At 69.7% G+C, this 26,997-nt stretch carries 26 protein-coding genes; 11 read left to right on the top strand and 15 right to left on the bottom strand.

Annotated features, from left to right (window positions below; all coding sequences use genetic code 11):
- The first annotated feature begins 73 nt into the window (after positions 1–73).
- From ABGB17_RS16185 to ABGB17_RS16160, 6 genes are all read left to right on the top strand, one after another.
- Complete coding sequence (locus ABGB17_RS16185) at positions 74–781, top strand: TetR/AcrR family transcriptional regulator (RefSeq protein ID WP_347630146.1); 708 nt, start codon at positions 74–76, stop codon at positions 779–781.
- Positions 782–822: 41 nt separating this feature from the next.
- Positions 823–1,548 (top strand): phytanoyl-CoA dioxygenase family protein, encoded by a 726-nt coding sequence (locus tag ABGB17_RS16180; protein WP_347630144.1) that lies wholly within the window; start codon positions 823–825, stop codon positions 1,546–1,548.
- A gap of 157 nt (positions 1,549–1,705) precedes the next feature.
- Positions 1,706–2,059, top strand: coding sequence for a VOC family protein (locus ABGB17_RS16175; protein ID WP_347630142.1), 354 nt, complete (start codon positions 1,706–1,708; stop codon positions 2,057–2,059).
- A 99-nt stretch (positions 2,060–2,158) separates the two neighbouring features.
- A complete protein-coding gene (locus ABGB17_RS16170) occupies positions 2,159–4,546 on the top strand; it encodes an excinuclease ABC subunit UvrA (RefSeq protein WP_347630140.1) in 2,388 nt (795 codons plus the stop codon).
- Positions 4,547–5,090: 544 nt separating this feature from the next.
- Positions 5,091–5,915 (top strand): helix-turn-helix transcriptional regulator, encoded by an 825-nt coding sequence (locus ABGB17_RS16165; protein WP_347630138.1) that lies wholly within the window; start codon positions 5,091–5,093, stop codon positions 5,913–5,915.
- A complete protein-coding gene (locus ABGB17_RS16160) occupies positions 5,903–6,124 on the top strand; it encodes a DUF397 domain-containing protein (protein WP_347630136.1) in 222 nt (73 codons plus the stop codon). Before ABGB17_RS16165 ends, ABGB17_RS16160 begins: the two co-directional genes overlap by 13 nt.
- A 22-nt stretch (positions 6,125–6,146) precedes the next feature.
- Here ABGB17_RS16160 and ABGB17_RS16155 read toward each other — a convergent pair whose 3' ends face one another.
- A complete protein-coding gene (locus ABGB17_RS16155; RefSeq protein ID WP_347630134.1) occupies positions 6,147–6,503 on the bottom strand; it encodes a hypothetical protein in 357 nt (118 codons plus the stop codon).
- Positions 6,504–6,649: 146 nt separating this feature from the next.
- Between ABGB17_RS16155 and ABGB17_RS16150 the strand changes: the two genes are divergently transcribed.
- A complete protein-coding gene (locus tag ABGB17_RS16150; protein WP_347630132.1) occupies positions 6,650–7,303 on the top strand; it encodes a winged helix-turn-helix transcriptional regulator in 654 nt (217 codons plus the stop codon).
- A gap of 20 nt (positions 7,304–7,323) precedes the next feature.
- On the opposite strand, the gene ABGB17_RS16145 is transcribed toward ABGB17_RS16150, so the two are convergent.
- The 9 genes from ABGB17_RS16145 to leuA all read right to left on the bottom strand — a co-directional run bounded on the left by ABGB17_RS16145 (position 7,324) and on the right by leuA (position 16,870).
- The gene (locus ABGB17_RS16145) at positions 7,324–7,965 is read right to left on the bottom strand and encodes a DNA alkylation repair protein (protein ID WP_347630235.1); all 642 of its coding nucleotides are present in this window, start codon (positions 7,963–7,965) and stop codon (positions 7,324–7,326) included.
- A 77-nt stretch (positions 7,966–8,042) separates the two neighbouring features.
- A complete protein-coding gene (locus ABGB17_RS16140; RefSeq protein ID WP_347630130.1) occupies positions 8,043–9,311 on the bottom strand; it encodes an ATP-binding protein in 1,269 nt (422 codons plus the stop codon).
- A 99-nt stretch (positions 9,312–9,410) separates the two neighbouring features.
- Positions 9,411–11,153: a HAMP domain-containing sensor histidine kinase gene (locus ABGB17_RS16135; RefSeq protein ID WP_347630128.1), complete on the bottom strand. Its 1,743-nt coding sequence runs from the start codon at positions 11,151–11,153 to the stop codon at positions 9,411–9,413.
- On the bottom strand, positions 11,150–11,851 hold the full coding sequence (locus ABGB17_RS16130) for a response regulator transcription factor (RefSeq protein ID WP_347630126.1): 702 nt from the start codon (positions 11,849–11,851) through the stop codon (positions 11,150–11,152). The genes ABGB17_RS16135 and ABGB17_RS16130 overlap by 4 nt, the downstream gene beginning before the upstream one ends.
- Positions 11,852–11,894: 43 nt before the next feature.
- On the bottom strand, positions 11,895–12,710 hold the full coding sequence (locus ABGB17_RS16125) for an ABC transporter permease subunit (protein ID WP_347630124.1): 816 nt from the start codon (positions 12,708–12,710) through the stop codon (positions 11,895–11,897).
- The gene (locus ABGB17_RS16120; protein WP_347630122.1) at positions 12,707–13,600 is read right to left on the bottom strand and encodes an ATP-binding cassette domain-containing protein; all 894 of its coding nucleotides are present in this window, start codon (positions 13,598–13,600) and stop codon (positions 12,707–12,709) included. The genes ABGB17_RS16125 and ABGB17_RS16120 overlap by 4 nt, the downstream gene beginning before the upstream one ends.
- Before the next feature lie 101 nt (positions 13,601–13,701).
- Positions 13,702–14,070: a peptidase inhibitor family I36 protein gene (locus ABGB17_RS16115; protein ID WP_347630120.1), complete on the bottom strand. Its 369-nt coding sequence runs from the start codon at positions 14,068–14,070 to the stop codon at positions 13,702–13,704.
- Between the two features lie 239 nt (positions 14,071–14,309).
- Entirely contained in the window at positions 14,310–14,669 is a 360-nt protein-coding gene (locus ABGB17_RS16110) for a peptidase inhibitor family I36 protein (protein ID WP_347630118.1), read from the bottom strand.
- Between the two features lie 485 nt (positions 14,670–15,154).
- Complete coding sequence (leuA, locus tag ABGB17_RS16105; RefSeq protein ID WP_347630116.1) at positions 15,155–16,870, bottom strand: 2-isopropylmalate synthase; 1,716 nt, start codon at positions 16,868–16,870, stop codon at positions 15,155–15,157.
- Positions 16,871–17,232: 362 nt separating this feature from the next.
- Here leuA and ABGB17_RS16100 point away from each other — a divergent pair, with 362 nt between their 5' ends.
- From ABGB17_RS16100 to ctaD, 4 genes are all read left to right on the top strand, one after another.
- Positions 17,233–17,478, top strand: coding sequence for a DUF2630 family protein (locus ABGB17_RS16100; RefSeq protein ID WP_347630114.1), 246 nt, complete (start codon positions 17,233–17,235; stop codon positions 17,476–17,478).
- Between the two features lie 228 nt (positions 17,479–17,706).
- On the top strand, positions 17,707–19,128 hold the full coding sequence (locus tag ABGB17_RS16095) for an SGNH/GDSL hydrolase family protein (protein WP_347630112.1): 1,422 nt from the start codon (positions 17,707–17,709) through the stop codon (positions 19,126–19,128).
- A gap of 316 nt (positions 19,129–19,444) precedes the next feature.
- Positions 19,445–19,648, top strand: coding sequence for a cold-shock protein (locus ABGB17_RS16090; protein WP_347630110.1), 204 nt, complete (start codon positions 19,445–19,447; stop codon positions 19,646–19,648).
- A 494-nt stretch (positions 19,649–20,142) separates the two neighbouring features.
- A complete protein-coding gene (gene ctaD / locus ABGB17_RS16085) occupies positions 20,143–21,801 on the top strand; it encodes a cytochrome c oxidase subunit I (protein ID WP_347630108.1) in 1,659 nt (552 codons plus the stop codon).
- 8 nt (positions 21,802–21,809) lie between these two features.
- Here the strand turns inward: ctaD and urtE are convergent, their stop codons facing one another.
- The 5 genes from urtE to urtA form a co-directional block, all read right to left on the bottom strand.
- A complete protein-coding gene (gene urtE / locus ABGB17_RS16080) occupies positions 21,810–22,502 on the bottom strand; it encodes an urea ABC transporter ATP-binding subunit UrtE (RefSeq protein WP_347630106.1) in 693 nt (230 codons plus the stop codon).
- Positions 22,502–23,317 (bottom strand): urea ABC transporter ATP-binding protein UrtD, encoded by an 816-nt coding sequence (gene urtD / locus ABGB17_RS16075; RefSeq protein ID WP_347630104.1) that lies wholly within the window; start codon positions 23,315–23,317, stop codon positions 22,502–22,504. The genes urtE and urtD overlap by 1 nt, the downstream gene beginning before the upstream one ends.
- Complete coding sequence (gene urtC / locus ABGB17_RS16070) at positions 23,314–24,417, bottom strand: urea ABC transporter permease subunit UrtC (protein ID WP_347630102.1); 1,104 nt, start codon at positions 24,415–24,417, stop codon at positions 23,314–23,316. Before urtC ends, urtD begins: the two co-directional genes overlap by 4 nt.
- Positions 24,414–25,280 (bottom strand): urea ABC transporter permease subunit UrtB, encoded by an 867-nt coding sequence (gene urtB / locus ABGB17_RS16065; RefSeq protein ID WP_347630099.1) that lies wholly within the window; start codon positions 25,278–25,280, stop codon positions 24,414–24,416. The genes urtC and urtB overlap by 4 nt, the downstream gene beginning before the upstream one ends.
- A 261-nt stretch (positions 25,281–25,541) precedes the next feature.
- Positions 25,542–26,771, bottom strand: coding sequence for an urea ABC transporter substrate-binding protein (urtA, locus tag ABGB17_RS16060; protein WP_347630097.1), 1,230 nt, complete (start codon positions 26,769–26,771; stop codon positions 25,542–25,544).
- Positions 26,772–26,997 lie beyond the last annotated feature (226 nt).

Raw genomic sequence — 26,997 nt, 5'->3', positions numbered from 1 at the left:
CTCTCTCAAGAGAGCGGCACTCGTCAAGAGCAGTGCTCTCGATTAAGCCGCCCGCTCTGCTATGGTCGGTACCGTGAACGCAAGCCGTACCGCCAGGGAACGCGTCCGCGCCGAGCTCATCGGCGAGATCAAGGACGTCGCGCGCCGCCGGCTCGCCGCCGAGGGCACCGCCGGCCTGTCCCTTCGCGCCGTGGCCCGCGAGCTGGGCATGGTCTCCTCGGCCATCTACCGCTACTTCCCGAGCCGCGACGACCTGCTGACCGCGCTCATCATCGAGGCCTTCAACGCCGTCGGCGAAGCGGTGGAGGCCGCCGACGCCGCCTGCCCGCGGGACCGCCACCTGGACCGCTGGATGGCCGTCTGCCGCGCCGTCCGCACCTGGGCCCTCGCCCACCCCCACGAGTACGCCCTCATCCACGGCTCCCCCGTCCCCGGGTACGTCGCACCCCAGGACACCGTCGTTGCCGCCGCCCGCGACGGCATCGTCATGACCGCCATCATCCGCGACGCCCAGGAGGCCGGCGTCCTCACGCCACGCCTGACCGGTCTCCCGCCCGCGCCGCCGAGTTTCGCCCTCGACGCCGCCCGCCTGGGCGAGGCCCTCGGCGCCCCGTTCTCCGAGGACCTGCTGCTGGCCGCCCTGATGGCGTGGACCCAGATCTACGGCTTCATCAGCTTCGAGCTGTTCGGCATGTACAACAACGTGCTCGACACCCCCGCCGACGCCTTCGACCACACCGCCCTCGTGCAGGCCCACCTGCTCGGCCTGGTCCCCGGCTGAGCCGGATAAATCGCTGGACGCCGCTGATAGCGTCCTTATCCGTGCATGCCATCGACGTCGACCGTTTCCTCACCGACGGCTTCGCCAAGGTCGAGGCGATCGTCCCCCGGGACGTCGCCGACCAGGCCAGGGCCCTGCTGTGGCGCCGCATCGGCCTCTCCCCCGACGATCCGTCCACCTGGACCCAGCCCGTGGTCTGGACCGCCGACCTCACCGGTCAGGGCCCGTTCGGCGAGTTCATGCGCAGCCCTCGCCTGCACGCCGCCCTGAACGCCGTCGCCGGCGAAGGCGGCTGGCACCCCCGCACGAGCCTCGGCAACATCCCCGTCCGGTTCCCCGTGAGCCCCCCGGCGGACGACCGCGGCTGGCATGTCGACCACAACACCCAGCGCCCCGACCACACCTGGGGGGTCAGCGGCCGCCCGCACACGTTGCTGCTCCTCGTGCTGTTCTCCGAGGTGAGCGAGGCGGACGCCCCCACCCGCATCCGCGCCGGCTCCCACCGCGACCTCGCCCCCCTGCTGGACGAGACCGTCTTCGACCCCATGCAGGCGGGCCCCTTGTTCGACGAGACAGGCAAGAACCGCCCCGTCGTCCTGGCGACCGGCCTCCCGGGCGACGCCTACGTGGTGCACCCCTTCACCGTGCACGCGGCCCAGGAACACCTCGGCACCGAACCCCGCTTCATGGCCCAGATGCCGATCATCCTGAAGAGACCTCTGTCGCCGGGCGACGACACGCCGCTCGGCCGCGCCGCCGGCTGGTAAGCCCCGCGCCAGGCGAGACCGGTCAGGAATCGAGAAGCGCAGGTCACCGGGTCACACATAGCCTGACCTGCGAAGAAAGAACGATTCACGCCGGGCCCCTCGACTTGCGGACCTCCCGTCCGCGCGTCCGGGCCCGGCCACGACTTCAGGAGTGACCATGACCGGCGCTTCCCCCCAGGGAATCAAGACCGTGCTGCACCCCGTTTCCGACCTGGAGAAGGCCAAGGCCGTGTACGCCGCCCTGCTCGGTGTGCCACCGCAGGTCGACGAGTCCTACTACGTCAGCTTCGAGGCCGCGGGCCAGCACATCGGGCTGGTGCCGGGCGGTGGGCCGCAGGGCATGACCTCGCCGGTGGCCTACTGGCACGTCCCGGACATCGAGGCGAAGCTGGCCGAGGTGACCGCCGCGGGCGCCACCGTGAAGGAGCCCGCGCACGACGTCGGCGGCGGCCGCCTGGTGGCCACCGTCATCGACCTCGACGGCAACGTCCTCGGGCTGCTTCAGGACTGATGAGCGTCCGCCGCCAGACCGACATACTGGTCGGAACTGGTTAGGCCTAGCCAGGCGACGCCGACCGACAGAGACCACCGCGTAACAGATGGAGACACGATGAGCACGGCCATGAGGACGGACACGGGGTCGCCCGCGCCGCACGTCGCCGACAGCCACGACCTGATCCGCGTGCACGGGGCGCGCGTGAACAACCTCAAGGACGTCAGCGTCGAGATCCCGAAGCGCCGGCTGACGGTGTTCACCGGCATCTCCGGCTCCGGCAAGAGCTCTCTGGTGTTCGGCACGATCGCCGCGGAGTCGCAGCGGCTGATCAACGAGACCTACAGCGCCTTCGTGCAGGGGTTCATGCCGTCGCTGACGCGGCCCGAGGTCGACGTGCTCGAAGGGCTGACGACCGCGATCATCGTCGACCAGCAGCGGATGGGTGCCGACCCGCGTTCCACGGTCGGCACCGCCACCGACGCCAACGCGATGCTGCGCATCCTGTTCAGCCGGCTCGGGCAGCCGCACATCGGCTCGCCCAACGCGTTCTCCTTCAACGTCCCCTCGGTCCGGGCCAGCGGCGCGATCACGGTCGAACGCGGCAACAGCAAGACCGTGAAGGCCACCTTCACCCGCACCGGGGGGATGTGCACGCGCTGCGAAGGCCGGGGGTCGGTCACCGACATCGACCTGACCCAGCTCTACGACGACAGCAAGTCGCTCAACGAGGGTGCGCTCACCATCCCCGGCTACAGCGCCGACGGCTGGTACGGCCGCATCTTCAGCGGCTGCGGCTTCTTCGACCCGGACAAGCCGATCCGTAAGTTCACCAAGAAGGAACTGGACGACCTCCTCCACAAGGAACCCACCAAGATCAAGGTAGACGGCATCAACCTGACGTACGAGGGCCTGATCCCGCGGATCCAGAAGTCGTTCCTGTCCAAGGACGTCGACGCGCTGCAGCCGCACATCCGCGCCTTCGTGGAGCGGGCGATGACGTTCACCACGTGCCCCGAGTGCGGCGGCACCCGGCTCAGCGAGGCGGCGCGGTCGTCGAAGATCAAGGGCATCAGCATCGCCGACGCCTGCGCCATGCAGATCAGCGACCTGGCCGGATGGGTCCGCGAGCTCGACGAGCCGTCGGTGGCGCCGCTGCTCGCCACGCTGCGGCGCACCCTCGACTCGTTCGTGGAGATCGGGCTGGGCTACCTGTCGCTGGAGCGGCCGTCGGGCACGCTGTCGGGCGGCGAGGCGCAGCGCGTCAAGATGATCCGCCACCTCGGCTCCTCGCTCACCGACACCACCTACGTCTTCGACGAACCCACCACGGGCCTGCACCCCCACGACATCCAGCGGATGAACAACCTGCTGCTGCGGCTGCGGGACAAGGGCAACACGGTGCTCGTCGTGGAGCACAAGCCGGAGACGATCGCGATCGCCGACCACGTCGTCGACCTCGGCCCCGGCGCCGGCGCGGCGGGCGGCACCGTCTGCTTCGAGGGCACCGTCGAGGAGCTGCGGGCCAGTGACACCGTCACCGGCCGCCACCTCGACGACCGCGCCTCCCTCAAGGAGACCGTGCGGACGCCCGCCGGCAGGCTGGAGATCCGCGGCGCGTCGACGCACAACCTGCGTGACGTGGACGTCGACATCCCGCTCGGGGTGCTCGTCGTCGTCACCGGCGTCGCCGGCTCCGGCAAGAGCTCGCTCATGCACGGCTCGATCCCCGCCGGCGCGGGTGTGGTGTCGGTCGACCAGGGCGCGATCCGCGGCTCGCGGCGGAGCAACCCGGCGACCTACACCGGCCTGCTCGACCCGATCCGCAAGGCGTTCGCGAAGGCCAACGGCGTGAAGCCGGCCCTGTTCAGCGCCAACTCCGAGGGCGCGTGCCCCACCTGCAACGGCTCCGGCGTCCTCTACACCGACCTGGCGATGATGGCCGGCGTCGCCACCACCTGCGAGGAGTGCGAAGGCAAGCGGTTCCAGGCATCGGTGCTGGACTACCACCTCGGTGGCCGTGACATCAGCGAGGTCCTGGCGATGTCCGTGACCGAAGCCGAGCAGTTCTTCGCCACCGGCGAGGCACGCACCCCCGCCGCCCACACCATCCTGACCCGCCTGTCCGACGTCGGCCTCGGCTACCTCACCATCGGCCAGCCCCTCACCACCCTGTCCGGCGGCGAACGCCAGCGCCTCAAGCTGGCCACCCACATGGCCGAGAAGGGCGGCATCTACGTCCTGGACGAGCCCACCGCCGGCCTGCACCTCGCCGACGTCGAACAACTCCTCGGCCTGCTGGACCGCCTGGTCGACTCCGGCAAGTCAGTGATCGTCATCGAACACCACCAGGCCGTCATGGCCCACGCCGACTGGATCATCGACCTGGGCCCCGGCGCCGGCCACGACGGCGGCCGGATCGTCTTCGAAGGCACCCCCACCGACCTCGTCAGAACCCGCTCCACCCTCACCGGCGAACACCTGGCGACCTACGTCGGCCTCTGACCCCCCGCCACCGGCCCGGACGGCGCACCACACGGTGCGCCGTCCGCCGTCGCCGCAGACTCCCCACCCCAGAGAGATCGCCTGCACGATGACGAGCCCCCGCCCGTGCTCGTCGCCGCCGTGCTTCAGCACCCGGGGCTCGTGGAGGCGCGACCCCGGGTCGGTCACCTCCACATAGACGACCCCTTCGGCCTCGCTGACGATGAGACCGATGAAATCCTCCGGCCCGGCACCGGAGTGCGTGACCGCGTTCGTCACCAGCTCCGACACGGCCAGCACGACGTCGTCCACCGCCGGATGCCCGTCCCCCAGCCATCCCCGCACCTCGGCCCGCGCCCGCGCGACGGACTCATGGACTCCGGCGAGTTCCGTCTCGCCCAGGACTCTCGGTACCGCGCTCGCCGTCTGCATGTTTCACCAGTTTCGAAGGTCTCTTCACGGTTGCCCCTCCAACCATCCCCGATATTGGATACAGTCCGTAACTGATTGACTTCAACGGGCAATCAACGGTTTCGGTGAAAGGCTGAGAAGACAAGGGCTCCCCATGCCGAAGGAAAGCGAGCTGTCCCCGTCAGATTCGCCTGTGGCTCTGTTCGGCTACGAACTGCGCCGATTCCGCAAGGAGAAGGGCTGGTCTCAACAGCGCCTGGCGCGGACGGTGCCGTACTCGGTGGGAACCATCAGCATGATCGAGACAGCGAAACGGTGCCCGTCCGAAGAATTCGCGCGCCACTGCGACGAGGCGTTGCAAACCGACGGCGCCTTGACGCGGCTCTGGCCGATGGTCACCCGTGCGTCCGCGCCTCCATGGTTCCGGCCGTGGCTCGACGTGGAGACCACCGCAGAAGTGATCCGGACGTGGGAGCCTTCGCTCGTCCCCGGCCTGCTGCAGACAGAGAACTACGCCCGGGCCATGCTGAGCGGCGAGCCGGGCGTGACGATGGAGGAGGTAGAGGAGCAGGTCACGGCACGGATGGAACGCCAGTCGGTCCTGAGGCGCAGCAAGCCGCCGATGTTGTGGGCCGTGCTCGACGAAGCGGTACTGCATCGCCCGATAGGCAGTTCGGCGGTCATGGCCGAACAGTTGGAACACCTGATCCAGGCCGGGCAGACACCACGGATCACCATTCAGATCCTCCCCCTCACGGCCTGCTCGACCACTGGCCTTCTGGGAGGATTCGCCATCGCCGAGGCGGATGGCTCACCCGATACGGCATACATCGAGGCTGCCTCGAATGCCCAGGTAACAGACTGGACAGAAACCGTCAGAACCCTAGCATTCAGGTACGAAGGCATTCGGTCCGAAGCACTGCCACAGCGTGAATCCCTGGAGTTGATCAAGGAGACGATGTCCCGATGGACGAGCTGATGATGGTGTGCGGCACCACCCACTGGACACGATCCTCCTATTCCGGCAGCAACGGCGGTAACTGCGTCGAGGTGGCGAGACTCCCGGGAGCGCGGCGGGCCGTGCGGGACAGCAAGGATTCGTCCGGGGTGGTGCTGGTGGTCGGCGGACGGCAGTGGAGTGCTTTCGTCGCCGGGGTCAAAGCGCGGACGCTCGGCGGGCGAGCCTGACTGCCGGCGCCGCCCACATCGCTTACTTCTCGGCGTTCGCCGACTTGACCTCGACAAGGATCACGTTCACTTCGCCTGCCAGCAACTCCCAGGCGTGATCGAAAGCGGTCTCCTGCCAGACGACCGCACCGGGGTTGAGATCCACGATCTGTGCGGTCCCATCAGGCCAGGTCACTTTCTGCCGCCCGGAGCCGAGGTTGACCACGAGCATCGGTCGGTGGGAGTGCATCGCGCTTTCCCAGCCGTGAGAGGCCCGCGCCTGGATCACCCGGACGTGGTCGTTCTCGAACACGACCTGGTGGGCGTCGGGGTCCACGATCGTCGCATGCTGGGGGTTCTGAGCTGGGGCCGTGGTCGGTCTCGGCAGCGAAATGCTCATAGCAGGCTCCTGTCTCGGCTTGTCGCGCGACCTCGGCGCCGGTTCCGCCCGGTCGGTTGCTAAACCATAACCATGCAAGGTTGTTAAAAACAACCGTAGTCGGTGATGGTTTAGGATCAGGTTGAGAGCGTCAAAGAGGGAGTGTCATGCCGACCAGTCGTAGCTATCGGGACTCGTGCGGGATGGCTCGGGCTCTCGACGTCGTCGGGGAGCGGTGGGCACTGCTGGTCGTCCGGGAGTTGCTCTTGACGCCTCAGCGTTTCTCCGAGCTGCGGCACGCTCTGCCCAACGCCAGCTCGAACCTGCTTGCCGATCGGCTTCGGGAGCTCGAACAGCACGGGGTGATCCGTCGCCGCAAACTGGCCTCGACGGCAGGTCCGCAGGTGTATGAGCTGACGGAGTGGGGCCGGAAGCTGGAACCGGTCGTCCTGGCTCTGAGCGATTGGGGGATCGATGCCCCGAACCCGCCGGAGCCCACCTCGCTCAGCGCCACCTCGGTGCTGATCTTCTTGCGGATCGGGGTCCGTCCCGACCCGGCGGCGCCGCCGATCGTCTGCCGCCTCGATCTCGACGGCTCGGTCTGGACGGTCCGCGTAGCGGGCGGAGAGGTTCAGGTGCAGAGCGGTGAACCCGCCACGGCCGACATCTCGCTTCGCACGGACCCCAAGACGCTCGGCGGCCTCCTGGCCGATCCGGCCTTGCTCGACGCCGCGCTCGCCGACGGGCGCGTGGCCCTTGTGGGTGACCTTCTCACCCTTGAGCGGCTGCTGTACGGGGCCGCCGAGCCGCACCGGTCGTGAGATCTGTGCCGGGCCACGCCCTAGTCGTGCCGGCGGCGCACCATCTCGGTGATCCAGATGGGGGCGAAGGGGGACGTGCAGCCTGGGGAGGTCGGGTAGTCCTTGAGAACCTCCAGGCGCTCGCCGATGGCGATGGCGCGGTCGCGGTGGGTGGGGTGCTCGATGCCGATCTGGGCCAGGCAGTGGTTCATCGCCCACTGGAGGCGGTCGGGAGCGGATTTCATCTCGGCCTCGATGACGTCCAGCAGACCTGGGAGGTCGAGGGTTTCGGGGTTCTTGGCGACGCGTTCGGTGGTGAGGGCCCAGCCGGCGCTCGCGACCACGGGGTCGGGGTCGGCGAACCAGGTCAGGCGCAGGGCTTCGGAGTGGGGGTTCTTCTTCACCACGTAGTTCACGAGCCAGTCGTGGACCTTGGGGGTGCGCGACTCGCGCAGCATGATGTCCAGTTTGTCGCGGTCGAAGGCCTTCGGGCGGCAGATCAGGAGTGCCAGCAGTCTCGCGGCGGTGTCGCCGGTGTCCCAGAGGAGACAGGCGAGATCCTGCTGGGTCTTCAGGCGTTTCGCGATCGCGCGTAGTTTGCTGAGGTTCACGCCGTGGTCGTCGCCGTGTCTCTCGTTCACCTCGCGGATCTTCGGGTCCTCAAGACCGGCCAGTTCCGCCATCAGCTCGGCCACCGTCGTCTCGGCCACCGTCGTCTCGGGCACGTCAAGCCTCCTGTCCGTCATGTGCGGGATGCAGCTTATGGGGTGGCTTGCCAGAGGGCGCTGATGGGGACGGCGCGCATCCGGGGGCCGAAGGGGAGTGTCTGGGTGCCGGTGTAGAGGACCATGCCTACTACGAAGTCGTCGCCTACGCGGTCGGAAATGTGATGGAGGCCCCGGAAGTCGTGGGGGCGGACGGTCGAGGAGGCCTTCACCTCTATGCCGGCCACCTTTCCCTGGCGGGTCTCCAGGACGGCGTCCACCTCGACCTGGTCCTTGGTGCGGTAGTGGTACAGGTCGGCGCGTTCCTCCGACCAGGTGAGCTGGCGTGCGAGTTCCATCAGGACGAAGCCCTCAAGGAGGGGGCCGAGGGAGCCTTCGGGGCGGATCAGGGTGCGGGTGTCGGCGCCCAGGAGGTTGGCGGCCACGCCGGAGTCGACGAAGGCCAACTTCGGAGTGTTCGTCGCACGACCGCTGAGGTTGCGGGACCAGGCGGGGACGCGTTTGGTGAGGAAGACCTCCTCCAGGAGGGCCAGGTAGCGGTGGACGGTGCTCATGGAGACGCCGGTGGCGCCCGCCAGGGAGTTGGCCACCAGGAGGCTGCCGGAGCGGGCCGCCAGGAGGCGCAGGAGGGTGCGTAGCTCGGGGGCGCGTTCTATCTCGGAGAGCTGGGTGATGTCGCGGGCTATCAGGTCGGCCACGTAGGAGTCGAAGAAGCGTTCGCGGCGGCGGGGGTTGGTGCGGGCGATCGCCTCGGGGAAGCCGCCCCGGACGACACGGTCGGCGTATTCGGTGCGGGTGACGGCCGAGGTGTGGCGCAGGTCGGGGCCGTGGGTGAACAAGGCGTCCACGAAGCGGTCGGGGGTTCCGTCGATCTCGCCTTGGGAGAAGGGCCAGAGCTCTATGGTCTCCACCCGGCCCGGGAGGGTGTCGGGCAGAGCACGCAGGCCGAGAACGCGGGCGGAGCCGGTGAGGAGGTAGCGGCCGGGGCGGGGGTCGGCGTCCACCTGTTCCTTGATGGCCAGCAGGAGTTCGGGGGCACGCTGGATCTCGTCGATGACCATCGGGTCGGGGAAGGCCACGAAGCCCGCCGGGTCGGTGAGCGCGGCCTGGCGGACGACCGGGTTGTCCAGGGTGCGCCATTCGGCCGCCCTGTCCTTGGCCACCACGCGGACGAGAGTGCTCTTCCCGGCCTGGCGCGCGCCGTTGACCAGGACCACGCGGGTGTCGGACAGCGCTTCGGCCACCGCCGTCTCGGCGTGCCTCGGGCGTACGTCGCCGAGCGGGGTCCATCCAGTGCCTGCCACCAGATCAGGATGCCATACCTGGCACGTTCGCCAGGGTTGCGCTGACACATTGGTCGCAGGGTCGCTGGAACGTTGGTCGCTGCCCAGCTGAGACGTCGGTCAGAGGACTGCCGGGAGGATCAGGACGAAGGAGGCGCCGTGGCCGGGAATGGTGTGGAGGGTCAGGGCGCCGTCGTGGGCCCGTGCGAGGGAGTGGGCGATGGAGAGGCCGAGGCCGGCGCCGGTGGAGGTGGAGCGGGAGCGGGAGGGGTCGGTGCGGTAGAAGCGGTCGAAGACGCGGGCGGCCTGGGCGGCGGTGAGGCCGGGACCGTGGTCGGTGACGGCGAGTACGGCCACCGGGGCCGGAATGCCGACGCCGGTCACCGTCATGCCGATCCCCGCCAGACCAACTCTCGCCACACCAGACCCCGTCACACCAGCCCCCGTCTCACCGGTCCATGTCGTGCCGATCCCCGCCGAACCGACCCCCGTCGTGCCGGTCCCCGGCGTCGTGCCGTTCTCTGTGATGGTTCCTACGGTGATCTCGACGGGGGTGCCGGGTGGGGTGTGGGTGACGACGTTGCTGATGAGGTTGGTGACGACCTGGCGGAGGCGGGACTCGTCGCCGAGGACGGGGGCCGGGGCGGGTGGGCCGCCTTCCGGGGCGGTGAGGGTGACCGTCCGGTCGGGGGCCAGGGCTTGGAGGTCCAGGCGGGCGTCGGCGGCCAGGGTGCGCAGGTCCATGGGGGCGAGGTCCAGGGGGAGCGCGTCGCCGCCCTCGTCCAGGCGGGCCAGGAGCAGGAGGTCCTCCACCAGGTGGGACAGGCGGGTGGCCTCGGTTTCCATCCTCGCCATCGCCTGGTCGACGTCGGTGAGGCCGCCGAGGCGGTGAAGCTCGGTGAAACCCTTGATGCCCGAGAGCGGGGTGCGCAGTTCGTGGCTGACGTCGGCGACGAAGCGGCGGAGACGGGACTCGGACTCGGCGCGAGCGGCGAAGGCGTGTTCGATCTGGGTGAGCATGCCGTTGAGTGAGGCGGAGAGGCGGCCGATCTCGGTGTTCCCCGCGCCGGGGACGCGGCGGGTGAGGTCGCCCGAGGCGATGGCGGCGGCGGTCTCCTCGATGCGGCGCAGGGGGCGCAGCCCGGCGCGGACGGCGAACAGGCCGGTCAGGGTGAGGACGGCGAGGAGCGCGGCGCCCGTCACGAGGACGGCGACGCGCAGGCGGGCCACGGTGGAGATCACGCCGTCGAGGGAGACGGCGAGGACCACGTCACCCCCGGCCGTGGTCACACCGGGGATCACGGGACGGGGCAAGGCGACGACCCGCCACGAGCCGCCGCCCGCGCGGTCGGGGACGTCGAAGGGGTGCTGGGCCCGGCGGGCGACGTCGTCCGGGGCGAGGGACGGCAGGACGGGGCCGCCGTGGCCCTCCCGCGCCGGGAGGCGGACCTCCTGGCGGACGGCGCCCGCCGGGGTCAGGATCGCGACGTAGACATCAGTGATCAGGTCGAGGTTCGCGGCGGGGTTCCGCGTGGTGAAGGGGGCGGCCCTCGCGGGGAGGTCGGGGGCGATGAGCGGGAGCAGGGCGGCGAGTCCGCTGAGAGAGCGCAACTGCCGGTCCACGCGGTCCACCAGGTTCGCGCGCAGCATCCCGATCACGATCGACCCGCTGACCACGAGCCCGACCGCCAGCAGACCGCTGGTGATCAGCAACAGGCGGGCACGCAACGAGAGCCGCCACCGCCGGCGGGAACGCGTCCGTACCTCGGCGCGACGCGGGCCGAGGCCGGAGGGGGCCGTGCCACCGGAGGGTGGGGTGGTGGGGTGGCGCGGTGGGTGGTCGCCGCCGGGAGGGGGGGTCATCGGGGTTTGCGCAGGACGTAGCCCACGCCGTGGACGGTGTGGATGATCCGGGGGCCGGTGGGGTCGAGTTTGCGGCGCAGGTAGCTGATGTAGGTGTCGACGATGCTGGAGTCGCCGGCGAAGTCGTACTGCCAGACGTGGTCGAGGATCTGGGGTTTGGAGACCACGCGGCCGGCGTTGAGCACCAGGTAGTGCAGGAGGCGGAACTCGGTGGGCGACAGGCGGACGGGGACGCCCGCGCGGTGGGTCTGGTGGGCCTCGGGGTCGAGTTCCAGGTCGCCGACGACCAGGGTGGACGCCTCCGGGGAGCCGGTGCGGCGCAGGACGGCGCGGATGCGGGCGATCAGTTCCTCCAGGTCGAACGGTTTGGTGACGTAGTCGTCGCCACCGAGGGTGAGCCCGGTGACCTTGTCCCGCGGGGAGTCGCGTGCGGTGAGGAAGAGGACGGGGACCGGGGGGCGGGCGAGGTCGCGCAGGCGGCGCACCACCTGGAAGCCGTCCAGGTCGGGCAGCATCACGTCGAGCAGCACCAGGTCGGGACGGTCCGCCCGTGCCGCGTCGAGCGCCTCCGCTCCGGTGGCGGCGGACGTCACGGCGAAACCCGCGAAACGCAGGGTCGCCGAGAGCAGCTCACGCACCGTGGGCTCGTCGTCCACGACCAGCAGCCGCTCCCGCCGGTCACCGTCGCCCCCCGTCATCCCGTCCCCTCCTCATCGGCTCATCGCCCTGACCAGGGTGGCATCAGGCGTCACGGCGGCGGAAGACCACGAGGGCAGCCGTCAGGAGCACCGCGATGTAGGCGCAGAACACCGCGAAACCGGCCCACGGCGGGAGAAGCGCGGGGCCCTCGTTCAGGCTGACGAGCCGGCCGCCCGCCGTGGTCGGGAAGTACTTCACCGCGAACGTCGCCAGCCAGGCCGGGAACAGCGACGACAACGCCGGGATGAGCAGGGACACCAGGAACAGGACGGTGACCGATCCGGTGGTGGTGCGGACGAGCAGGCCGATCGCGAGGCCGAACAGGCTCGTCAACGCCATGTGCAGCCCCACCCCCGCCAGGGCCCGGGCCACCCCGGGGTCGGTGAGGGCGAAGAAGGGCAGTCCCTTGGCGGCCAGCACCGCCCGGGCGGTGAGGAACATGGTCACCGCGGCGACCCACCCCGCGACCAGCGCCATGGCCGCGTACACCGCCGCCTTGGCCGCGAGGACCCGCCCCCGGCGCGGGGCCGCGGTGAGGGAGCCGCCCATGGTGCCGGTCGCGTACTCCACGGTCACCGCCCTCGCCCCGAAGTAGCCGGCGACGAGCTGCACGATGACGAACCCGCGGAACACCCAGTCGAACGGATGCGCCGCCTCGTCCGATCCGCCGTGGTCCTGACCGGCGGCACCCGCGAAGAGCGCGGTGAGCAGCACGCCCACCAGCACCAGGGCCACCAGCGCGATCCAGGTGGACCGCAGTGTGCGCGCCTTGGACCACTCGGACCGCAGCACGTCCCGGAACCGGGCCCGTCCCCGCGCCACCACGGACGTGAGGTCCCGGCCGGTCGTGGCGGTCATCGGGCCGCTCCGAACTCGACGTCGGCGCGGGTCAGCTCCATGAAGGCGTCCTCCAGGGACGTCCGGCGCGGGGTCAGCTCGTGCAGGACGACGCTCTCGTCCGCGGCCAGCCGCCCCACCTCTTCCGGGGTGACACCGGCGATGGTCAACTCCTCGCCGTCCTGCCGCACCGCGGCACCCATGGCGGTGAGGGCGTGGGCGAACCGGCGGGCCTCCGGGGTCCGGACGTGGACCTCGCGGGCGCGCAGGACGTCCTCCACGGAGGTGTCCGCGATCAGGCGACCCCGGCCGATCATGACGAGGTGGTCCGCCGTGAGCGCCATCTCGCCCATCAGGTGACTGGACACCAGCACCGTGCGCCCCTCCGCGGCGAGGTCCCGCATCAGTGTGCGGATCCACAGGATTCCCTCAGGGTCGAGACCGTTGACCGGCTCGTCGAAGATGAGCACCGCGGGGTCGCCGAGCAGCGCCGCCGCGATCCCCAGCCGCTGCCGCATGCCGAGCGAGAACGTCCCGGCCCGCCGCCCCGCCACCGAGGACAACCCGGCGAGGCCCAGCACCTCGTCCACCCTCCGGCGCCCGATCCCGTTGCTGTCCGCCAGGCACACCAGATGGTCCCGCGCGGTACGGCCAGGATGCGCCGCCCCGGAGTCCAGCAGCGCCCCCACCGCCCGCATCGGCGCCGGCAGCGCCGCGTACCGCACGCCGAGCACGAGCGCGTCCCCCGAGGCCGGCGCGTCCAGCCCCAGGATGACGCGCATCGTGGTGGTCTTGCCCGCCCCGTTCGGCCCGAGGAAGCCGGTGACCACCCCGGGCCGCACGTCGAAGCTCAGCCCGTCGACCGCCATGACGTCGCGGTACCGCTTGCTGATCCCCCTTACCTCGATCACTGTTCCCCCTCCGGACGACGTGGACATCTCATGCCGCGAGATGCTGGCACGCCGCGCTGGAGGTCCCCGCAGAACTCCTGTGAGGTCTCTGTGAGCTCAGGTCACCAGTTGATGAAGACACTCAACGCCGGCTCGGGGAGGGTGGGGTAACGCCGCTGCGGGCCCACACTCATGAGGAAACGCCCCGTGCAGTTCGACCCGCTGTACAGCAGGGCCGTCAGGCCACCCGGGCTGTTGGTGTTGTTGACGACGGATCTGACCTGGAACGGCGCGTTGTGACACCCGGAACCCGTCGGCAGCACGGCCATGCTGCCGACATAGACCGAGGAACTCCAGCCGCAGACCCTCCCCACCGGGCAGTCCCCGGGCGCCATGGCCCTGGCCTGCACCTGTGCCGGGCTGAGCGCCACCAGGGCGGCGCCGGCGACGAGCATCGCGGACAACATCCTGACCGACCTGCGTACGGACATCGGGACTCCCTTTCCTGGATCACCGTGGTGAGGCGGGCAGGGATGAATGCCGGTCGTTTACTGATCCCCGTCAGGAACCCGCCGTCATCCTCGGAGGCCGATTCGTCCCCCGCATCAACGCATCCGCGCCGGGGGCGGTCAACAAGTCCGCGACGCGTCGCCGCATCGCCCGTGCGTGCGTGGACCACCCCCGGTTCCGCCCTGAACGTTTCCACGCCGGGCAGGACCGGAAAACCGCCTCACCAGGCGAGCATCGCGCTGAGGGCGGGGGCGGGAAGGACGGGGTAGCGCTGGGTGGGCAGGACGTTGACCATGGAGCGGCCCGTGCAGTTGAGGCCGGTGTACAGGAGGGCCACGGCGGGGATGCCGGGGCTGCCGAAGGTGTTGGCGATGGAGTTGAGCGGGAACGGCGTGTTGACGCACCCGCCGCCCGCCCGCAGGACGGTCATCTTGCCACGGTAGTACTGCTCGCTCCAGCCGCAGATGTTCCCGGGGCGGCAGTCCTCCAGGGCCACGGCCTGGGCCGGGGTGACGGACAACAGGGCGGCTCCCGCGACCAGCGCCGTCGACAACACGCGGGTGAATCTGCGTACGGACATCGGTACTCCCTTCCCTGGATCACCGTGGGTGAGGCGGGCAGGGATGCCTTGATGACACCTGGGTCTTCCCCGTCCCCGTTCACGAAACCGCCGTCGCCCGCGGAGATGGATTCGTCCACCGCATCAACGCACTCGCGCTGAGAGCGGTCAAGATCTCATCACAGCATCGCCGCGTCCCCCGTGCGTACGGGGACGACGCGCCGTTGCCACCATGAATCTTTCCTCTGCCGTCGCACGTCCCTCCCGTCCCCGGGTGATCCGCCGTACAGCGGCGCCGGATTCGCCGTACCACGTCCCGCCGACGCGGCGCCGATCAAGGACGGCACACGGCGGCGGGGCGGGGGGCGGGCTCAGGGCGGTGGCACGGCCGCCGTGGCGGCGGCCGTGCCCAGGAGGGTCGAGGTCATGCGCGGTGGCATGGCGGCCGCGCCCAGGGAGGGCCAGGGTCAGGTGCGATGGCGCGGCGGCCGTGTCCAGGGCCGGGGTCAGGTGCGGTGGGCGCGGTTGACGGCGGAGAGGATGGCCTTCAGGGAGGCGGTCACGGTGTTGGCGTCCACGCCGATGCCCCACAGGGTGCGGTCGGCGATCTGGCACTCGACGTAGGCGGCGGCGCGGGCGTCGGAGCCGGCGCTCATGGCGTGTTCGCTGTAGTCGAGGACGCGGATGTCCACCCCGACGCGGCTGAGGGCGTCCACGAAGGCGGAGATGGGGCCGTTGCCCACGCCTTCCACCTCGCGGATCTCGCCGTCCATGCGGATGTCGGCGCTGATGACGTCCTTCTCGTCGACCTTGGAGACGTTGCGGTGGGCCAGCATGGCGAAGCGGCCCCAGGGGCGGTCGGGGTTGGGGAGGAACTCGTCGCTGAAGATCTTCCACATCTCGGCGGGGGTGACCTCGCCGCCCTCGGTGTCGGCGCGGGACTGGATGACGCCGGAGAACTCGATCTGCAGGCGGCGCGGCAGGTCGAAGCCGTGCTCGGCCTTCATGATGTACGCGACGCCGCCCTTGCCGGACTGGCTGTTGACCCGGATGACGGCCTCGTAGGTGCGGCCGACGTCCTTGGGGTCGATGGGCAGGTACGGGACGGCCCACGCGAAGTCGTCCACGGGGACGCCGGCGGTGGCGGCGTCGCGTTCCAGGGACTCCAGGCCCTTCTTGATGGCGTCCTGGTGGGAGCCGGAGAAGGCGGTGTACACCAGTTCGCCGCCGTAGGGGTGGCGGGGGTGCACGGGGAGCTGGTTGCAGTACTCGACGACGCGGCGGATCTCGTCGATGTCGCCGAAGTCGATCTTGGGGTCGACGCCCTGGGAGAACAGGTTCATGCCCAGGGTGACCAGGCAGACGTTGCCGGTGCGCTCGCCGTTGCCGAACAGGCAGCCCTCGATGCGGTCCGCGCCCGCCATGTAGCCGAGCTCGGCGGCGGCGACGGCCGAGCCGCGGTCGTTGTGGGGGTGCAGGGACAGCACGATGGAGTCGCGGTAGCGCAGGTTGCGGTGCATCCACTCGATCTGGTCGGCGTAGACGTTGGGCGTCGCCATCTCGACCGTCGCGGGCAGGTTGATGATGACCTTGTGGTCGGGGGTGGGCTGCCACACGTCGTTGACGGCGTCGCAGACCTCGACGGCGTACTCCAGCTCGGTGCCGGTGAACGACTCCGGCGAGTACTGGAAGAAGATCGTGGTGCCGGTCATCTGGTCGGCCAGCTTCTTGCACAGCTTGGCGCCCTCGACGGCGATGGCCGTGATGCCGTCCTTGTCCTGCCCGAACACCACACGCCGCTGCAGGGTGGAGGTGGAGTTGTACAGGTGGACGATGGCCTGCTTGGCGCCGCGCACCGACTCGAAGGTGCGCTCGATCAGCTCGGGCCTGGCCTGGGTCAGTACCTGGATCACCACGTCGTCGGGGACGCGGCCCTCTTCGATGATGCGGCGGACGAAGTCGAAGTCGGTCTGCGAGGCGGCAGGGAAGCCCACCTCGATCTCCTTGTAGCCCATGCGCACCAGCAGCTCGAACATCTTCAGCTTGCGGTGCGAGTCCATGGGGTCGATCAGGGCCTGGTTGCCGTCGCGCAGATCGACCGCGCACCACTGCGGCGCCCGGTCGATCACCTGATCAGGCCAGGTGCGGTCTTTCAGGCGTACGGGGGTGAACGCCTCGTAGCGCTGGAACGGCATGGGGCTGGGCTGCTGCTGGGGATACATCGTGCTCCTCGTCGGTCTGCCGGAACCGGGGCGGCACAGGAACGACCTGGCATGAAAGAAGGTTCGCCGCCACCGGGAAAGTCACAGGCGGCCGACGCGCAGCACATCGCTCCGCGGCGAGGGAGCCGGCCTCTTACAGGCCCTCGCCGCGGCGGCTAAGAAGCAGCCCGCGCAGCATAGGTCCGACGGTAGCAGATGGGCGGGGGCCGGCGAGACGGCGTCTCACCTGGTGACCGTTCCCTGACGTGTCGCGGAGGCCGGTGGAGGGTCCCCGGCCTGGTCAGGAGCATACCGGCCGACCTTTGTCAGCGTATGGGATGCGATACCCGTAAGCTCCCCCTAAATACGACGAGGAGGCGGGCATGCAGGACGGGGAGATCTTTTCGAGGATCAAGGAACTTGTCGCCGAGGAGCACGAGCTGCGGGAGCGCGTGGCGGGCGGCGAGGTGTCCTCGGAGGACGAGCGGAACCGGGTGCGGCACCTGGAGGAGTCCCTGGACCAGTGCTGGGACCTGCTGCGCCAGCGCAAGGCCCGCCGCGAGTTCGGTGAGGACCCCGACCACGCGGCCCCGCGGCCGGTCAGCGAAGTGGAGAACTACCTGCAGTAAGCGGGCCGTGGAAGTTTCAGCCAGGCGCGGGACGCCGAAAGGTTTCCGTCCCCTCCCCTAAGGCATTCACCTGCCCTCCGGCAGGCCCATCGCGGGGTATGCGGCCATGCGGCCGTGGATCCGTTGACCGTGTGACGCGGGCGACGTACGTTGCGCCCGGAAACGTTCGGGTCGATCACCGAAACGTTTCAATCTGATTCGTCGGAACGGTCGAAGAGGAGACCTGTGATGCGACGCCCCATGCCCGCGCTCATGCCGGTGTCAGGCAGGCGGGGAGCCTTGGCCGACCTTGGAGAGTCGTCGATTGGCAGATGGGTCACCGCCGTCCTCATCGCCTTCGCCGTCGTCGTGGCATCGCCGGCGATCGGCGCGCTCGGCGCGCCCAAGGACCCCGTCCCGGTGAACGACCTGACCGGCGGCGGCCACGGCGGCGTGAGCAGCGCGCACTGGGTGAACACCTGGGTGTCGATGCCGCAGCTCACCGAGCCGCACAACATGCCGCCCGCGCCGTTCACCCAGGACGGCCTGGTGCTCGCCGACGCCACGCTGCGCCAGACGGTGCAGGTGTCGGTCGGCGGACGGCAGGCGCGGCTGCGGTTCTCCAACGCCTTCGGCGGCGCCGCGCTGCCCATCACCAAGGTCGCGGTGGCCCTCCCGGCCGGCGGGCAGGCCGGGGTGACGGGCATCGAGCCGGGCACGTCCCGCCCGGTCACCTTCAGCGGACGGCCGTCGGTGACGATCCCGGTGGGCGCGCAGGCGGTGTCCGACCCGCTGAACTTCACGCTGGCGCCGCGGTCCAACCTGACCGTCACGATCTACCTGGCGCAGGGGCAGGCGTCCAGCGACATCACCTCGCACCCCGGTTCCCGCACCTCCTCGCACCTCCTCGCCGGCGACCACGTCACCGACCAGGACCTGACGGGGGCGACCCGGACCGACCACTGGTACTTCCTCAGCGGCGTCGAGGTGTGGTCCCCGCCGCAGACCGCGGGCGTGGTCGTCGTGGGCGACTCGCTCACCGACGGCCGGGGCTCCACCACCAACGGCAACGACCGCTGGCCCAACCAGCTCTTCGACCGCCTGCAGGCGAGCCCGTCCACGCGTCACATCGCCGTGCTCAACCAGGCCGCGGGCGGCAACCGCGTGCTGAACGACGGGCTCGGCCCGAACGTGCTGGCGCGGCTGGACCGTGACCTGCTCGCGCAGAGCGGGGTGAAGTGGCTGCTGCTGTTCGAGGGCGTCAACGACATCGGCACGGCCGCGGCGACCGCGGAGGCGCAGGAGAAGGTCGCGGCCGACCTGATCGCGGCGTACGAGCAGATCATCACGCGGGCGCACGCGCACCAGATCCCGGTGTACGGCGGCACGATCACGCCGTTCGGCGGCAACAACCCCGGCTACGACGACCCCGAGGGCCTGCGCGAGAACACGCGCCAGGCCGTCAACCGCTGGATCCGCACCGGCGGCAGGTTCGACGCGGTGATCGACTTCGATCGCGCGGTCCGTGACCCGGCGAACCCGCGCCAGATCCTGCCGGCCTACGACACCGGCGACCACCTGCACTTCAACCCGGCCGGCTACAAGGCCATCGCCGACGCCGTACCGGCGCGGCTGTTCCTCGGCTCCCCCACCCCGCGGGGCTTGGAGTGACCCCTCCGGCGTGACGCGGCACCGAGGTCTCCGTGTGCCCCGCCCCACCGTCCCTGCGCCGAGGAACGCCGGTCAGGACGGCGGGGTGGGGCCCCGTCGCCGGCGACCGGGCGGGGGCCAGGTGCGTTCTCCCGGCGCAGGTGATATTCTCTGACCAGTTGCAGTTGTGGTACCCATGAAACTTGTGTGCGCCTAACGGTATGTGACGTTCAGGTGCACTTTTTGTTTTCCGGCCAGCTCCGGAGGGGCCTCATCAGGCGACGCGGAACCCGTACGGTGCGGGTTCCGGCTCGGCCCCCTGTAAAGGAGTATTGACATGGCTGTCGGCACTGTGAAGTGGTTCAACGCGGAAAAGGGCTTCGGCTTCATCGAGCAGGACGGCGGCGGCGCCGACGTCTTCGCCCACTACTCGAACATCGCCGCGCAGGGCTACCGCGAGCTGCGCGAGGGTCAGAAGGTACAGTTCGACGTCACCCAGGGCCAGAAGGGCCCGCAGGCGGAGAACATCGTTCCCCTCTAACCCCGGGACGCCACCAAGAGCAAGGGCCCGCGCCTTCCAGGCGCGGGCCCTTGCTCGTCGTGGTGCCTCAGAGTTTGTGCAGCTTGCTGCATGGTGTCGGGATTCGTTCCTGCCGTGATCGAAAATCGATGAGCACGGCGACTCCGTCTTCCACACCCATGACCACACCAAGACCGTACCGATCGTGGGTCACCTGGTCGTGGACGCTGAACCTCTCGGAGGGAGGGAGGGGAGGCGGCGGTTTGAAGGGACTCGTGGACAGGTGACGGCGGGACGCGCCGCTGGCTGGCTTCATTGTCTCCAGTATGTGCCGTCGGCGAGACCGCCCGCTACGTGTTGCCCCTGGCGATCGACGCCGGGGCAGACCCGTGGAGCCTCAGGGCCGGCCACCGAGCGTGCGGTGTTTTGTAGGGGTTTGCTGGTGAAACACCCGCGGGTGGCGCGGGCGGGGGAATGAAAGAGGTGTGGCCGCCCAGGGCGGACGGGGGTGGGGCATGGTCTCGGAAGCCGTGCTGGAGCGACGGGAACGACGGCGCGAGCGTGCTTATTCCGCGGTGAAGTGGGCCGCGTCCACCGATCACAAGGTGATCGGCAATCTCTATCTCATCACGGCGTTCGGGTTCTTCCTGTTCGCGGGGATCCTGGCGATGCTGATCCGGGCGGAGTTGTTCGCGCCGGGACTGCAGATCTCCGGCGCGAAGAGCTACAACCAGTACTTCACCATCCATGGCACGCTGATGCTGCTGTTGTTCGCGACGCCGCTCTTCGCCGGGTTCGCCAACGCCGTGATGCCGCTGCAGATCGGCGCGCCGGACGTGGCGTTCCCCAGGCTGAACATGCTCAGCTACTGGCTCTTCCTGTTCGGCGGCCTGATCGTGGTGGCGGGCATGTTCACGGCGGACGGGGGCGCGGACTTCGGATGGACGGCCTACACGACGCTGTCCACGGAGCAGTACACCCCGGGCCTCGGGCCGGACATGTGGATCATGGGCCTGGTCATGTCGGGCCTCGGCACCATCCTCGGCGCGGTCAACTTCATCACCACGATCATCACGATGCGGGCGCCCGGCATGACGATGTTCCGCATGCCGATCTTCACCTGGAACACCCTGCTCACCAGCATGCTGGTGCTGCTGGCGTTCCCGGTGCTGGCGGCGGCGCTGCTCGCGCTGGCCATCGACCGCAGGCTCGGCTCGCACATCTACGACCCGGAGACCGGCGGGGTGCTGCTGTGGCAGCACCTGTTCTGGTTCTTCGGCCACCCGGAGGTGTACATCGTCGCGCTGCCGTTCTTCGGCATCGTGACCGAGGTGCTCCCGGTGTTCAGCCGCAAACCGGTGTTCGGCTACATCGGGCTGGTCGGCGCCACCATGGCCATCAGCGGCCTGTCCGCGGTGGTGTGGGCGCACCACATGTTCGTCACCGGGCACGTGCTGCTGCCGTTCTTCTCGTTCATGTCGTTCCTCATCGCGGTGCCCACGGGGGTGAAGTTCTTCAACTGGGTGGGCACGATGTGGCGCGGGCACCTGGTCTTCCCCACGCCGATGTTGTTCGCGGTGGGGTTCCTGGTGACGTTCCTGTTCGGCGGCCTGACCGGGGTGGTCCTGGCGTCGCCTCCGCTGGACTTCCACGTGAGCGACAGCTATTTCGTGGTGGCCCACTTCCACTACGTGCTGTTCGGCACCGTCGTGTTCGCCATGTTCGCCGGCTTCTACTTCTGGTGGCCCAAGCTGACCGGCAAGATGCTGGACGACCGCCTCGGCAAGCTGCACTTCTGGACGCTGTTCGTCGGGTTCCACCTCACGTTCTTCGTGCAGCACCTGCTCGGCACGCAGGGCATGCCGCGCCGCTACGCCGACTACCCGGACGAGGGGAACCTGGTGTTCATGAACCAGCTCTCGTCCGTCGGCGCATTTCTGCTGGGCGCGTCCACCCTGCCGTTCATCTGGAACGTGGTGAAGACGTGGTGGCGCGGCGAGAGGGTGACCGTGGACGACCCGTGGGGCCACGGCAACTCGCTGGAGTGGGTCACCTCCTGCCCGCCGCCCCGGCACAACTTCCTCCGGATCCCGCCGATCCGCTCCGAGCGTCCGGCGTTCGACGTGCACTACGCCCTGCGCCCGCCCCCGCGGGAGCCGGTGCGCAGGGAGTAGCCGCGGCGTCACACGGCCAGCAGCCGGTGCACCTCCTCGTCGTGCAGGTCGTCGGCGGTGCCGTCGCGCACGACGTGCCCGGCGTCCAGGATGAGGAACCGGTCGGCGAGCCGCAGCGCCAGGTCGAGGTACTGCTCCACCAGCAGCACCGCGAGCCCCGAGGCGTGCAGCCGCTCGATGGCCTCCTCGATCTCCAGGATGATGGACGGCTGGATGCCCTCGGTGGGCTCGTCCAGGATCAGCAGCTTGGGCCGGGTGACCAGCGCCCGCGCCATCGCGAGCTGCTGCTGCTGGCCGCCGGACAGGAAGCCCGCCCGCCGTTTCAGCAGCGGCTTCAGCCGGGGGAACACCTCCAGCGCCTCGTCGATGGCCGACGGGTCCCGGTGCGGCGAGGCCTCCAGCGTCACCTGCAGGTTGCCCTGCACGCTGAGCTGCGGGAACGTCTCGTGGCCCTGCGGGACGTACCCGAGGCCGAGCCTCACCCGCTGGTGCGGCGGCAGGCGCGTCACGTCGGTGCCCTCGAACGTCACGGTGCCCCCGGTGGCGGGCAGCACACCCATCACCGTGTTGAGCAGCGTGGTCTTGCCCACGCCGTTGCGCCCCATGACGCAGACCAGGCTCCCCGGCGCCACGTCGAACGACACGCCGAACAGCACGCGCGCCCTGCCGTACCCGGCCTCAAGGCCCCGGACCGACAACATCACGTCACCTCCCCGGCGGCCGTGCCCACGCCCGCCGTCCGTTCCCCGTCCGGCACGCGGGCGCCGGCCTCGTCCCTGGCCCGGCCGAGGTAGACCTCCTGCACCCGCGGGTCGGCACGCACCTCGTCCACCGAGCCCTCGGTGAGCACCTTGCCCTCGTGCAGGACGGTGACCTGCGAGGCGTACCGCCGCAGGAACTCCATGTCGTGCTCGATCACGATGACCGTGTGGTCCTTGGCGATCTCGGTGAGCAGCAGCCCGGTGCGGGACCGCTCGTCGGCCGACATGCCGGCCACCGGCTCGTCCAGCAGCAGCAGCCGGGGCCGCTGCGCGATGAGCATGCCGATCTCCAGCCACTGCCGCTGCCCGTGCGACAACACCCCGGCGGGGCGTTCCGCCAGCGCGTCCAGGCCGGTGATCTCCATCGCCGCGGCGACGTCGCCGGAGACACCGCGCCGCCGCCGCGCCAGCGACCACAGCGGCCTGCGGAACGACGCCGCCAGGTCGAGGTTCTCGATCACGGTGAGCTTCTCGAACACCACCGAGGTCTGGAACGTGCGCCCCACGCCCATGCGGACGATCTCGTGCTCCTTGCGGCCCACCAGGTCGGCGCCCTCGAACCGCACGGTGCCGGACGCCGGCTTGGTCAGCCCGGTGACGACGTCCACCAGCGTGGTCTTCCCGGCGCCGTTCGGGCCGATCAGGAAGCGCAGCTCGCCCTGCCGCACGGTGAGGTCGATGCCGTCGATGGCGCGGAAGCCGTCGAACACCACCGAGAGGTCCCGCACCTCCAGCAGCGCGCCGTGGTCGCTCATGCGGGACGCCTCCTGCGTGCCGTGACGAGGTCACGCGCGGCGGCGGCGACCCCGAAGATCCCCTTGGGCGCGAGCGTCATGACCAGGATGAACAGCGCCCCCTGCAGGTACAGCCAGCCGTCGGCGAACTGCTCGCTGAAGGACGTCTTGGCGTACCCCATGACCACCGCGCCGAGGATGGCCCCGGCCAGCGCGAACCGGCCGCCGACCGCGACGGCGACGACCAGCTCCAGTGAGGGCACCACGCCGAGCAGCGCGGGCGAGATGATGCCGACGACCGGCACGAACAGCGCCCCGGCCAGGCCCGCCATGCCGGCGGACACCGCGAACGTAAGGGTCTTGACCGTCGCGGGGTTGTAGCCGAGGAACCGCACCCGGTCCTCGCCGTCGCGCACCGCGATGAGCAGCCGCCCGAACCTGCTGCGCACCATCTGCCAGGCCAGCAGGTACAGCACCAGCAGCACGACGGCGACGACGACGTACAGCCCGCGCTGCGTGTTGTCGGCGGCGAGGTCCTGCCCGAACAGGTCGAAGAAGTTGGTGAGCCCGTTGGTGCCGCCGGTGAGCCCCTGCTGGCCGACCAGCAGGATCACCAGGGCGGCGGCGAGCGCCTGGGTGAGGATGGCGAAGTACGCGCCGCGCACCCGCTGCCGGAACACCAGCGAGCCGAGCAGCACCGCGAGCAGCACGGGCCCCGCCACCGCGAACACTATGGCGAACACCGGGTTGGCGAACGGCACCCACAACGCGGGCAGCTTCTCCACGCCGCTCCACACCATGAAGTCCGGCAGGTCGCCCCCGGCGTCGCGCAGCTTGAGGTACATGCCCATCGCGTAGCCGCCGAGCCCGAAGAACACGCCCTGGCCCAGGGTGAGCATGCCGCCCTGCCCCCAGGCGAGGCCGATGCCGAGGGCCACGATGGCGTAGCAGAGGTACTTGGCGAGCAGCCCGAGACGGAACGGCTCCAGCAGCAGCGGTGCCACCACCAGCGCCAGGATCGCGACGGCGGCGAACACGGCGGGGCCGCGCAGGCGCCGTCCGAAGGACGGCCCGGGGGGCGGGGCCGCGACGGTCACGGCGTCGCGCACGGTGGTCGTCATGTGAGCGCCCTCGATCGAAGCACGAACAGGCCCTGCGGCCGGATCTGGAGGAACGCGATGATGGCCACGAACACGATCACCTTGGCCAGGCTGGCGTTGGTCCAGAACTCGGCGTAGGAGTTGAGCAGGCCGAGCGCGACGGCGGCGAGCACCGCGCCGCGCAACTGCCCGAGGCCGCCGGCCACCACCACGAGGAACGCGTCCACGATGTAGTAGGTGCCGAGGGCGGGGCCCACCGGGCCGATGAGGGTGAGCGCGACGCCCGCGATGCCGGCGAGGCCGGAACCGATGAAGAACGTGCGCTGGTCGACCCGCCCGGTGTTGATGCCGCTGACCGCGGCGAGCTGCCGGTTCTGCATGACGGCCTGCATGCGGCGCCCGTGGGAGCTGCGCGTCATGTACACCCAGATCGCGACGACGCTGCCGACGGCGAGGGCCATGATGAACATGCGGTTGTAGGGCAGGATGCCGATGCCGCCCTGCAGCCACGCCGGCGCCGGCACCTGCACGTTCGGCGCGCCGAACAGGTCGCGGGCGAGTTGCTGGAGCACCAGGCTGACGCCCCAGGTGAGCAGCAGCGTGTCCAGCGGGCGGCCGTAGAAGTGGCGGATGGCCGTGCGTTCCAGGATCCAGCCCATGATCCCGGCCACGAGGAACGCGACGGGCAGCGCGACGAGCACCGCCTGGCGCCCGGCCCAGTCCTGCAGGAGGTAAGCGGTGTAGGCGCCGGCCATGATGAACTCGCCGTGCGCCATGTTGATCACGCCCATCTGCCCGAACGTGAACGTGAGGCCGAGCGCGATGAGCAGCAGCACGGCCCCGATCGACAGCCCGATGGGGAGCTGGTTGACTACCGCCTCCATCCGGCCGTCACCTCCCGCCCGTCCTGGCCGACCGCATGGACGGCTCGCCGCCGTCCATGTCAGTCCCGTTGTGCATAAGCCGGAGATCCCTTCTGTACGGCGGGGCGGGGACGGCCCTGCCGGCTCCGGGACGCGGGGGCGCCGCGTCGCCGCGCCGCGGTGCTTCCCGCGGTCGGGTCGCCCCGCGTCCCGGAACCCGTTCTGGTGTGGCCGGGTGAGACTCGCCCGGCCCGGCCACTCATCTCGTCGGGCACGCCCTCGTCAGGCGAGGCCGCCCGCCCAGGAGTACGTCTTCAGGTAGGGGTCGGGCTTGATGGGCTTGCCGGAGTTCCAGACCTCCTTGATGAGGCCGTCCGGCTCGATCACGCCGATCCGCGCGGTCTTGTACATGTGCTGGTTCTCGCCGTCGATGGTGACGAGGCCCTCGGGCAGCTCCAGGGCGATGCCGCCCGCCGCCTTCTTCACCGCCTCGATGTCGGTGCTGCCGGCCTTCTTCACCGCCTCGGCCCACAGGTAGACCGCGTTGTAGCCGGCCTCCATCGGGTCGGACGTCGGGCGGTCGGCGCCGTACTTGGCCTTGAACGCCTCGACGAACTTCTTGTTGGCCGGGTTGTCGGTGGTCTGGTAGTAGTTCCACGCCACGAGGTGGCCGGCGATGTTGTCGACGCCGATGCCCTTGACCTCTTCCTCGGCGACGCTGACCGACATGACCGGCATCTTCTCGGCGGTGACCCCGGCGCTCTTCAACTGCTTGAAGAACGCGACGTTGCTGTCGCCGTTCAGCGTGTTGAAGACCGCGTCCGGCTTGGCCTGCACCACCTTGTTCACCAGGGTGCTGTACTCGGTGTGGCCGAGCGGGGTGTACTCCTCACCGAGGATCTCCATGCCGTTCGCCGCAGCGTACGCCTTGATGATCTTGTTGGCGGTACGCGGGAAGACGTAGTCGCTGCCGACCAGGAAGATCTTCTTCTTGCCCTCTTCCTTCAGGTAGTCGAGGCCCGGCACGATCTGCTGGTTGGTGGTGGCGCCGGTGTAGAAGATGTTCGGCGAGCTCTCCAGGCCCTCGTACTGCACCGGGTACCACAGCAGGCCCTTGCGCTTCTCGAAGACCGGGAGCATGGCCTTGCGGCTGGCGGAGGTCCAGCCGCCGAACACCGTGGCCACCTTGTCCCGGGCGATCAGCTTCGTGGCCTTCTCCGCGAAGGTCGGCCAGTCGGACGCGCCGTCCTCGACGACGGGCTCGATCTTCTTGCCGAGAACGCCGCCCGCGGCGTTGATCTCCTCGATGGCGAGCAGTTCCGCGTCCCGCACCGTGACCTCGCTGATCGCCATGGTGCCGCTCAGCGAATGAAGTACGCCGACCTTGATCGTGTCGCTTCCAGCTCCTGCGGAGGCACCGCCCGAGGCCGTCGTCGGCTCACCGCCACAGGCGGTGAGACCGGTCGCCAGGAGCGCGACCGCAGCCCCGATGCGCCAAGCTGAATTCCGCAATTAGTCCTCCTTGCCGATACGGCCCCCGCACCGACCCGTCTGCCGCAAAGGTCCGCGAACGAGGTTTCGCGACAAGGTCGCAAATGTTAATTGCCGTTTACCGGCTCTTCACCTCATCAACACGACCGCACCTCAAAGCCCTGACGCCATAAGGTTTTTCGCGCCGGCCGAATCTGGCCGCGAAATCTCACCCATAGCAAAACTTTCTGGTGAATCAGGGACGCCG

Source organism: Sphaerisporangium sp. B11E5 (genome assembly GCF_039871875.1).
Lineage (GTDB): Bacteria > Actinomycetota > Actinomycetes > Streptosporangiales > Streptosporangiaceae > Sphaerisporangium.
This window is presented reverse-complemented; position numbering and strand designations above follow the sequence as displayed.

What these genes read in the sequence shown, in the direction of transcription:
- ABGB17_RS16175 (WP_347630142.1), top strand. Translation starts at nt 1,706, where the DNA reads ATGACCGGCGCTTCCCCCCAGGGAATCAAGACCGTGCTGCACCCCGTT.
- ABGB17_RS16170 (WP_347630140.1), top strand. Translation starts at nt 2,159, where the DNA reads ATGAGCACGGCCATGAGGACGGACACGGGGTCGCCCGCGCCGCACGTC.
- ABGB17_RS16165 (WP_347630138.1), top strand. Translation starts at nt 5,091, where the DNA reads ATGCCGAAGGAAAGCGAGCTGTCCCCGTCAGATTCGCCTGTGGCTCTG.
- ABGB17_RS16160 (WP_347630136.1), top strand. Translation starts at nt 5,903, where the DNA reads ATGGACGAGCTGATGATGGTGTGCGGCACCACCCACTGGACACGATCC.
- ABGB17_RS16155 (WP_347630134.1), bottom strand. Translation starts at nt 6,503, where the DNA reads ATGAGCATTTCGCTGCCGAGACCGACCACGGCCCCAGCTCAGAACCCC.
- ABGB17_RS16150 (WP_347630132.1), top strand. Translation starts at nt 6,650, where the DNA reads ATGCCGACCAGTCGTAGCTATCGGGACTCGTGCGGGATGGCTCGGGCT.
- ABGB17_RS16145 (WP_347630235.1), bottom strand. Translation starts at nt 7,965, where the DNA reads ATGGCGGAACTGGCCGGTCTTGAGGACCCGAAGATCCGCGAGGTGAAC.
- ABGB17_RS16135 (WP_347630128.1), bottom strand. Translation starts at nt 11,153, where the DNA reads ATGACCCCCCCTCCCGGCGGCGACCACCCACCGCGCCACCCCACCACC.
- ABGB17_RS16130 (WP_347630126.1), bottom strand. Translation starts at nt 11,851, where the DNA reads ATGACGGGGGGCGACGGTGACCGGCGGGAGCGGCTGCTGGTCGTGGAC.
- ABGB17_RS16125 (WP_347630124.1), bottom strand. Translation starts at nt 12,710, where the DNA reads ATGACCGCCACGACCGGCCGGGACCTCACGTCCGTGGTGGCGCGGGGA.
- ABGB17_RS16115 (WP_347630120.1), bottom strand. Translation starts at nt 14,070, where the DNA reads ATGTCCGTACGCAGGTCGGTCAGGATGTTGTCCGCGATGCTCGTCGCC.
- ABGB17_RS16110 (WP_347630118.1), bottom strand. Translation starts at nt 14,669, where the DNA reads ATGTCCGTACGCAGATTCACCCGCGTGTTGTCGACGGCGCTGGTCGCG.
- leuA (WP_347630116.1), bottom strand. Translation starts at nt 16,870, where the DNA reads ATGTATCCCCAGCAGCAGCCCAGCCCCATGCCGTTCCAGCGCTACGAG.
- ABGB17_RS16100 (WP_347630114.1), top strand. Translation starts at nt 17,233, where the DNA reads ATGCAGGACGGGGAGATCTTTTCGAGGATCAAGGAACTTGTCGCCGAG.
- ABGB17_RS16095 (WP_347630112.1), top strand. Translation starts at nt 17,707, where the DNA reads ATGCGACGCCCCATGCCCGCGCTCATGCCGGTGTCAGGCAGGCGGGGA.
- ABGB17_RS16090 (WP_347630110.1), top strand. Translation starts at nt 19,445, where the DNA reads ATGGCTGTCGGCACTGTGAAGTGGTTCAACGCGGAAAAGGGCTTCGGC.
- ctaD (WP_347630108.1), top strand. Translation starts at nt 20,143, where the DNA reads ATGGTCTCGGAAGCCGTGCTGGAGCGACGGGAACGACGGCGCGAGCGT.
- urtE (WP_347630106.1), bottom strand. Translation starts at nt 22,502, where the DNA reads ATGTTGTCGGTCCGGGGCCTTGAGGCCGGGTACGGCAGGGCGCGCGTG.
- urtD (WP_347630104.1), bottom strand. Translation starts at nt 23,317, where the DNA reads ATGAGCGACCACGGCGCGCTGCTGGAGGTGCGGGACCTCTCGGTGGTG.
- urtC (WP_347630102.1), bottom strand. Translation starts at nt 24,417, where the DNA reads ATGACGACCACCGTGCGCGACGCCGTGACCGTCGCGGCCCCGCCCCCC.
- urtB (WP_347630099.1), bottom strand. Translation starts at nt 25,280, where the DNA reads ATGGAGGCGGTAGTCAACCAGCTCCCCATCGGGCTGTCGATCGGGGCC.